We start from the raw sequence: 6,863 nt of genomic DNA, 5'->3' as shown, positions 1-6,863 counted from the left end.
CGCCACGCACCGGGCGGCTCCCGATCGAACCGGTCCGCGATCCGCAGCGCCCGATCGACCGTCACCCAGCACATCACGCGTGTGTACACGTTGTGCTTCGGTGCGCGCCGGGCCTCCCAGATCCCGTGATCGGCCTCGAACCACCGTTTGCCCACGGCTTCGACCATCTGACAGGTGAGCGTCCAATAATCGTCGGGCAGCTCGCCGAGGTGGTCGCTGAGTTCGTCGAGGAGTTCCGTGACCGGGCCGAACACGTCCAGTTGGACCTGGTGTTCGGCGGCGTTGCCGACCCGCACCGGCCGTGATCCGGCGTATCCGGGCAGGTGGTTGAGCACCGCCTCGGTGGTCAGGGCCGAACCGTCGACGGCGTAGAGCGGATGGAGCTGTTCGGGAGAGACCGTGCGCGCGAGGATGCCCGACAGCCAGGAGAGGAATCCTTCGGCCTCACCGGTGGAGCCGAGGGCGAGCAGGGCGCGGACGGTCATCGATCCGTCGCGCAGCCACGTGTACCGGTAGTCCCAGTTGCGGACTCCGCCGATGCCCTCGGGCAGGGAGGTCGTGGGGGCGGCGAGGACTCCGCCGGTGGGTTCGTGGCAGAGAGCGCGCAGGGTGATCGCCGACCGGATGACCTCGTCGCGGTGGTGGCCGGGCAGGGTGAGCGAGTCGACCCAGTTCGTCCAGAAGTTCAGGGCGCGTTCGCGCACATGATGCTCTCCGCCGGTGGCCATATATCCGGCGTCTCCGGAACCGGTCCCGCAGGCGAGGACGAGGACGATGGATCCGCCGGGTTGCTGCGAGGGGATGACGGTCGCCTCGGCGGTGTGGGAGTCGCCGTTCTCGACGATGTCGAAGTCGATTCCGGGGGCGTGGAGTTCGATCGGCTCCGCGGTGCCGAGCACCGCCACACCGTCATCGGTCCTGGTCATGCGGGTGGGCACCGTGGCGTAGTCGAGCCTGGGTGCGAACCGGATGCGGGTCGGGGTGTCGCCGGTGAGCACGCGGACGACGATCGTGTCGTCGCTGTGCCCGTCGACGGGTGCGAGGTAGTCGACACAGCTCAGTCCGGCCCACCGGGTCTCGAGCAGGGTCGAGTTCCCGAGGTAGCGCTGCGTCAGCGGAGCGGCTCCGTTGGCCGGTGCTACGGCGAAGAATCCGGCCGCCTCGGAGCCGAGGATCTCGGAGAACATCGACGCCGAGTGCGGCAGCGGGTGCGGCATCCAGCAGATGCTGCCAGTCGGGTCGATGAGCGCGGTCGATTGTCCGTTGCCGATGAGGCTGTGCCGCTGGATCGGGGTGGCGCGACGGCCGAAGAGCCAGGACTTGCGCAGTTCGAACAGGGCGCCGAGGACGGTGGAGACCTCGTCCGGTGAGTCGAGGCGGAAGTCGGCGTGTGTGGGCGTGTTCCCAGTTCCGACCTTGAGCCCGAGGTCATCGGCGCCGAGGGTTTCGAGAGCGAATTCGTCGGCGGTGTCATCGCCGATGAACACGACGGCTTCCGCTCCGGTCTGGCTGCGCAGTCGAGTCAGCGCATCGGCCTTCGACGACGGTACGACGGAGAGGTCGATGACCTGTTTGCCGCGGGTGGGGTGGATCGGGTGGGCGGCCGCGAGCTTCTCGACGGCGGCTTCTATCTCGCGCCGGCCGGCCTCGTCGAGTCCGCGCAGGTGCACGGCCGCACCGGTGGTCTTGTGCTCGATGACGTCGCGCGGCAGGGCGCGGGTGAGGTCGGCGCGGAAGTCGGCGAGGACCGCCCGCTGCTCATCGGTGAGCGTATCGATGGTGAATGTGTCGGTCTCACCGCCGTGAGACCCGAAGAGGTGGACCTCCCTGGGCAGGCGCGACATCGCCGCGAGGTCGCGCAGGCTGCGACCGGAGATCACCCCCGCCGAGGTGGACGGCAGCAGGGCGAGCGCGCGCAGTGAGTCGACCGAGCTCTCCAGGGGAAAGGCTTGGCTGGGGACGTCGACGATGGGGGCGATCGTCCCGTCGTAGTCGGTCGCCACCAGCAGGGATGGGGAGCGGGAGAGCGCGAAGAGGCGCCGGAAGAGGACGGGGTCGAGTGCTCTGCTGGCTTCGGCCAGGTCGCCCAATAATTCGGAGGACCTCACCGAGGCGGCGATGGTGGCCAATCGGGATTCGGTTGCGCTCTCGTGCTCGACAGTGCTCATCTCACCTCTGGTGTCTCGGTTGGCTCGGGTGCCGGTCAGGGCTCTTTCTTCACTGGGGTGTCGCTGTCCGGATCGTCGGGAGATTCGGGATCGGCCGTGCGATCGGCTTCGCCGGCGGCGTCGGTTGGGTCGGACGTGTCCGCGGCATCGGACGAGTTCGTATCGTCGGCGGCGTCAGCGGCACCCGAGGGGGCAGCGTCGGCGGGCTCGGCCGCCTCGGCGGGGGTGTCGATCTCCTCGGGGAGGGCACCGCGCTTCGCCAACTGGCGGCCCTTGCTCAGGCGGGAGTAGCCGCCGATGATGAAGATCACGCCGGCGATGAGGGTCGCCGCTCCGGTGAAGCCGAGGATCGACAGGGCTTCCATGCCGTCGCCGAAGACGAGGATGATGCCGAGCAGGACGTGGACTCCCGAGGCGATGAGGAAGTCCGAGGCCATGGGCTGGGAGCGCAGCTGCCGGTGGGCCCAGAATTCGAGGGCACCGTGCAGCAGGGCCCAGATGCTCAGGGCAGCGCGCAGTTCGGCCGGTTGGTCGGCGAGGAAGAGGAAGACGATGGCTGGGATCGCGATGACGGCCTGGCCGAAGATCGCGGTGCGCACGTTCAACGGCGAGCGCACGGCCTGGAAGACCAAGGCCAGGGCGAAGAGGATGAGGTAGCCGATGGCCAAGTGGTCGACGACGTCGGTCGGCAGGCTCAGCTGCGCGGGGTTGACGGCGTCGCGGGGCCAGAAGACGGTGACGATGCCGAAGGCGACGCCGAGGATTCCACGCACGACCATGGGCCAGCCGAGCCGACTCGCTGCGGCAATGGCCTGCGGGGCGGCTTCGTTACGCGGGGGCGTGGATTCGGTGCGCGGTTCTTCGGTACTCATCACGGCACCAGTCTAGGTCGCCTGCCTGAGTCTGTCCGGTCAGCGTCGACTCAGGCGCGGGTGGGCGGCGCTTCTTTGCGTCTCATGTATTTACGTAATTACGTATTGGTTGTATTATCGAAGCATGGAATCGACACCGTCGGCAGACGATCGCCTCTCCGCCCTCGAACAACGAGTCGCCGAACTCGAGGCTGCGGCCGCCTCCATCGCGCCACCGCGGCCCGCCGCAGGCGAAGCGGCGACCGCCCTGCCAGGCGACGCGGAGACCTTCTGGGCGCTGCATGGGCTCGTCGACCACCTCGGCGAGGAGGGCGGAGTGACCTACACCGGGTACACGACTCCCCCGGGCGGCAGCGGTCCCGTGGCGTGGCAGATGGGCCTGAGCAGCGCGGGCCTGGCGCAGATCGACTTCGCCGAGGCGGCCGGATCCCTGGCAGCCCTCGGCCACCCGGTCCGCCTGCAGCTGCTCCAGGCGATCTATGAGGGCACGAGCACCGTGGCCGAGCTGGGCAAGGACGAACGCTTCGGCACGTCCGGGCAGATCTATCACCATGTGCATGCCCTCGCCGGCGCCGGCTGGTTAGAGAGCGCCCGCCGCGGACACTGGCGGGTGCCCGCTCAGCGAGTCGTTCCGCTGCTCACCCTCGTCCTCATCGGCACACACTGACGAAACCTCGCGTCCTTGAGCCATCGCCCACCGCACGACCCGTACCCGACCACCACACTTTCCACCCCTGCTGACCAGGAGGAACGATGACCGTCACCGACGACCACCGCACATCTGCGGCCGCGGGACGGCCGCCTCGGCGACTGGGGATTGCCTTGCTTGCTGCCTCACTCACGGCCGCCGTGCTCGCGGCGATCACCCCGTGGCCGCGCGGTTTCCAGGGCGCGCCTACCGGGGATCCCGAGCTCATGGCTGAGCTCGAGGACGCACTCGGCAGCCGGCATTGGCAGCACGTGGCGGCCGCCCGCGTCGACGGCGACGAGGTGACTTTCGCGGGCACCGGAGCCCATGAGCACACCGAGTTCGAGATCGGATCGATCACGAAGACGTTCACGGCCGCGCTCTTCGCCGAGGCGATCGACCGGGGCGAGGTGAAGGCGGACACCCGCCTCGGCGAAGTCTGGCCGGACCTGGACGGGAAGGTCGCCGAGGTGACGCTCGAGTCGATTGCGATGCAGCGGTCGGGGCTGCCCTCCCAGGAACCCACTCCGAGCTTCAGAGACGGAGTGATGAGCGTGCTGTCGAATTACATCCACACCGACCCGTACCGCGGGGACGCCGGGGACATCGTCGCGAGCCTCAACGATGTGGAGGTCGGCGAACCGGAACCCGAGTATTCGAACTACGGGTTCGCCGTCCTCGGCCAAGCCCTCGCCGAGGCGGCCGGTCAGGACTATACGGACCTCGTCCGCGAGCGGATCACGGAACCGCTGGGCATGGAGGAGACCTTCGTCCCGGATTCCGCTGAGGGGCTGTCCCACGGATACACGGCCTCGGGACTGCCCGCCGCACCGTGGACGCTCGGCGGGTCGGCACCGGCCGGGGCGATCCGGTCGACGACGCACGACATGTCCATCTGGCTGCGGGCAGTACGCGACGAAAGTGCCCCCGGCGCCGAGGCGAGCCACCCGCGCAAGGCCTTCGACGATTCGGATCGGATCGGCTGGGCCTGGTTCACGACGACAGATCGCAGCCCGAACCTCACCTGGCACAACGGAGGCACCGGCGGCTACAGGTCGTTTCTCGGCTTCGATCCGAAGTCCGAGCAGGGGATCATCGTGCTGACCGATTCCGCTAACTGGGTCGACGCGGCCGCCGATCTGGTCTCCGCGCCGGCCACCGACCGGACAGAGTCAGCCTCCGAAACGACGACCTCAGCGACCGAACGCACAGGAGCCCGATCATGAATTCCGAACTCATCTCCGCTGTGGTGGGAGCGGTACTCGTCGCCTGGGCGGCCTATTCGGCCCTGCGGGCGACATGGTCGGCGACGAGGATGCGGCTTCTCGGCGGCCTCATCGCGGCGGCGGCGTTCGTGCTGCTGATCCGCCTGATCTCATCGTTCGGCGGTTGGACTGACTGGTTCGTCTACGCCTGGCTGGCGGCCATGGTCGTCTGCGCCGCGGCCGTATTCCGCACTGTCCTGGTGTGGCCGGATCTGCCGCGGCGAGCAGCGGAGGCAAAGGCTCGCCGGGCCGAGGTCGCCACCATCGGAATCGAGAGCGTCCTGACACTGCTGATCGCCGGTGCACTCGTGATTCCGGGGCTCATGCTCGGGTGAGCGCCCGCACTGCAGCACGAACTTTTCGCATTCAGTTCACCAAGCAGCGACCCACATGTCTTCGTTCGAGGTTAATTTCGTCGTATGAGCCAGCCCGGAAACTCTCGTGTCAACTCGCGTCTGTGGCTGTTCGCAGGCATCGGCGCAGTCATCGGTGCAATCGCAGGGTTCCTCATGGGCGCACCGCTGACCATTCCGTTCTTGATCCTCGGCTTCACATTGGGTACGGGTCTCGGTTGGATCCTGCCTGTCGCGGATTCATCCGCCGCGGATTCCGCCGCCGAAGACAGACCCGGTCCCACTGACAACTCCTGAGGTTCGTGCGCCTGAGCCCGGGCCGGCGACTGTGCCCGGTCGGGTGCCTGAGGCCAGGCAGGCGCCCTACTTGCCCTTGACGGTCAGCGTGCCGCCGCTTTCGGAGACCTCGTACTTCGGCAGCGGCTCCTCGGCCGGACCGGAGATCACCTCTCCGGTGGTCACCGAGAAGTTCGAGGAATGGCACGGGCAGATGATGGCCTCCTCGGTGATGCGAGTGACCTGGCAGCCCTGGTGGGTGCACACCGATGAGAATGCGAAGAACTCGCCGTCCTTCGGCTGAGTGATCACGTAGGTGTCCTCGATGACGGTGCCGGATCCCACGGGCACGTCTGAGGCCGACAGGCTCGAGTCCTTGGTCGGCTCCGCATCCTCGTCGGACGAACACGCCGAGGTGGCCGCCACCGAGCCGCCGATGACCGCCACCGTTCCGGCCACGCCCGCTGTCTTCATCACACGTCGTCGGGTCGGATCCGCCGTTGCGGTCGATTCGACTTCGGCGGGGCTGCTCGGGGTCGTCGTCATCGGAATCTGCTCCTTCTCGCGGGTGCGCACAATCCGCCATGCCGCCAACAGACATGGACTCGTAAGTTCCAGCGTACAATCGCAGTCGGTTCACCGCCTGCAGGTACCTGTCAGGATCGAATGGCACCAGACCGGTCCTCGGACGATCGGGGCGGCGATGGGTGCGGTGGGCCGCCTCGGCGAGGGACGATTTCAACCGGAAAAGGGGCGCGGCAGTGGCCGACGAGACGGCAGCACACCAGCGGCGCCCGGATCCGCGCATCGCGACGGGATGGGGCCTGGCCGCCTCGGTGTACGTATTCACCGTCGTCATGAAGGGCACCACCCTGCCCACGCCCCTCTACCCGCTCTAAGAGGAGCGGTTCGGGTTCGGCACCGCATTCACCACTCAGCTCTTCGCAATCTACGTGGTCGGGGTCATCGGCGCGCTCGTCGTCTTCGGTCGCCTCTCCGACGGACTGGGTCGACGGCCGGTGCTCAGCCTCGGGGTGATCTTCTCGATCGCCTCGGCGGTGCTTTTCCTCATCGGATCCCACATCGGCCTGCTGCTGACCGGCCGAGTCCTGTCCGGTCTGGCCGCGGGGATCTTCACGTCGACCGCCACCGTCACCGTGCTCGAGAACGCGCCCGCCGGGCGCGAACGACTCGCCGGATCCTTGGCCACGGCGGCGAATATGGGCGGCCTCGGACTCGGG

Annotated in this window: 8 protein-coding genes and 1 pseudogene; 6 read left to right on the top strand and 3 right to left on the bottom strand. The window is 67.9% G+C overall.

All coding sequences use genetic code 11. From position 1 onward, the window contains the following. Positions 1-2,168 (bottom strand): trehalose-phosphatase (gene otsB, locus ACTIIH_RS15675; protein WP_441452769.1); only part of this gene is annotated, 2,168 nt, incomplete at its 3' end. A 35-nt stretch (positions 2,169-2,203) separates the two neighbouring features. Continuing rightward, positions 2,204-3,040, bottom strand: a complete 837-nt coding sequence (locus ACTIIH_RS15670; protein WP_025779089.1) for an HdeD family acid-resistance protein — start codon at positions 3,038-3,040, stop codon at positions 2,204-2,206. 124 nt (positions 3,041-3,164) lie between these two features. Between ACTIIH_RS15670 and ACTIIH_RS15665 the strand changes: the two genes are divergently transcribed. The 4 genes from ACTIIH_RS15665 (at position 3,165) to ACTIIH_RS15650 (ending at position 5,643) form a co-directional block, all read left to right on the top strand. After that, a complete protein-coding gene (locus ACTIIH_RS15665) occupies positions 3,165-3,707 on the top strand; it encodes an ArsR/SmtB family transcription factor (RefSeq protein WP_025779088.1) in 543 nt (180 codons plus the stop codon). An 86-nt stretch (positions 3,708-3,793) separates the two neighbouring features. Continuing rightward, the gene (locus tag ACTIIH_RS15660) at positions 3,794-4,954 is read left to right on the top strand and encodes a serine hydrolase domain-containing protein (RefSeq protein ID WP_441452768.1); all 1,161 of its coding nucleotides are present in this window, start codon (positions 3,794-3,796) and stop codon (positions 4,952-4,954) included. Next, a complete protein-coding gene (locus ACTIIH_RS15655) occupies positions 4,951-5,328 on the top strand; it encodes a hypothetical protein (protein WP_101554438.1) in 378 nt (125 codons plus the stop codon). The genes ACTIIH_RS15660 and ACTIIH_RS15655 overlap by 4 nt, the downstream gene beginning before the upstream one ends. Positions 5,329-5,412: 84 nt before the next feature. Then, the gene (locus ACTIIH_RS15650; protein ID WP_101554439.1) at positions 5,413-5,643 is read left to right on the top strand and encodes a hypothetical protein; all 231 of its coding nucleotides are present in this window, start codon (positions 5,413-5,415) and stop codon (positions 5,641-5,643) included. A gap of 66 nt (positions 5,644-5,709) precedes the next feature. Here ACTIIH_RS15650 and ACTIIH_RS15645 read toward each other — a convergent pair whose 3' ends face one another. Continuing rightward, the gene (locus ACTIIH_RS15645) at positions 5,710-6,168 is read right to left on the bottom strand and encodes a Rieske (2Fe-2S) protein (protein WP_441452767.1); all 459 of its coding nucleotides are present in this window, start codon (positions 6,166-6,168) and stop codon (positions 5,710-5,712) included. A gap of 215 nt (positions 6,169-6,383) precedes the next feature. Between ACTIIH_RS15645 and ACTIIH_RS15640 the strand changes: the two genes are divergently transcribed. Both ACTIIH_RS15640 and ACTIIH_RS15635 read left to right on the top strand, forming a co-directional pair. After that, positions 6,384-6,521, top strand: coding sequence for a hypothetical protein (locus ACTIIH_RS15640; protein WP_441452766.1), 138 nt, complete (start codon positions 6,384-6,386; stop codon positions 6,519-6,521). A 21-nt stretch (positions 6,522-6,542) separates the two neighbouring features. Further along, positions 6,543-6,863: pseudogene (locus ACTIIH_RS15635) on the top strand (MFS transporter); the annotation flags it as partial.

Source organism: Brevibacterium sp. (assembly GCF_052105255.1).
Classification (GTDB): Bacteria; Actinomycetota; Actinomycetes; order Actinomycetales; family Brevibacteriaceae; genus Brevibacterium; species Brevibacterium linens_B.
Note: the sequence above shows the minus strand (reverse complement) of the source record. Positions and strands in the feature narration are given on the sequence as shown.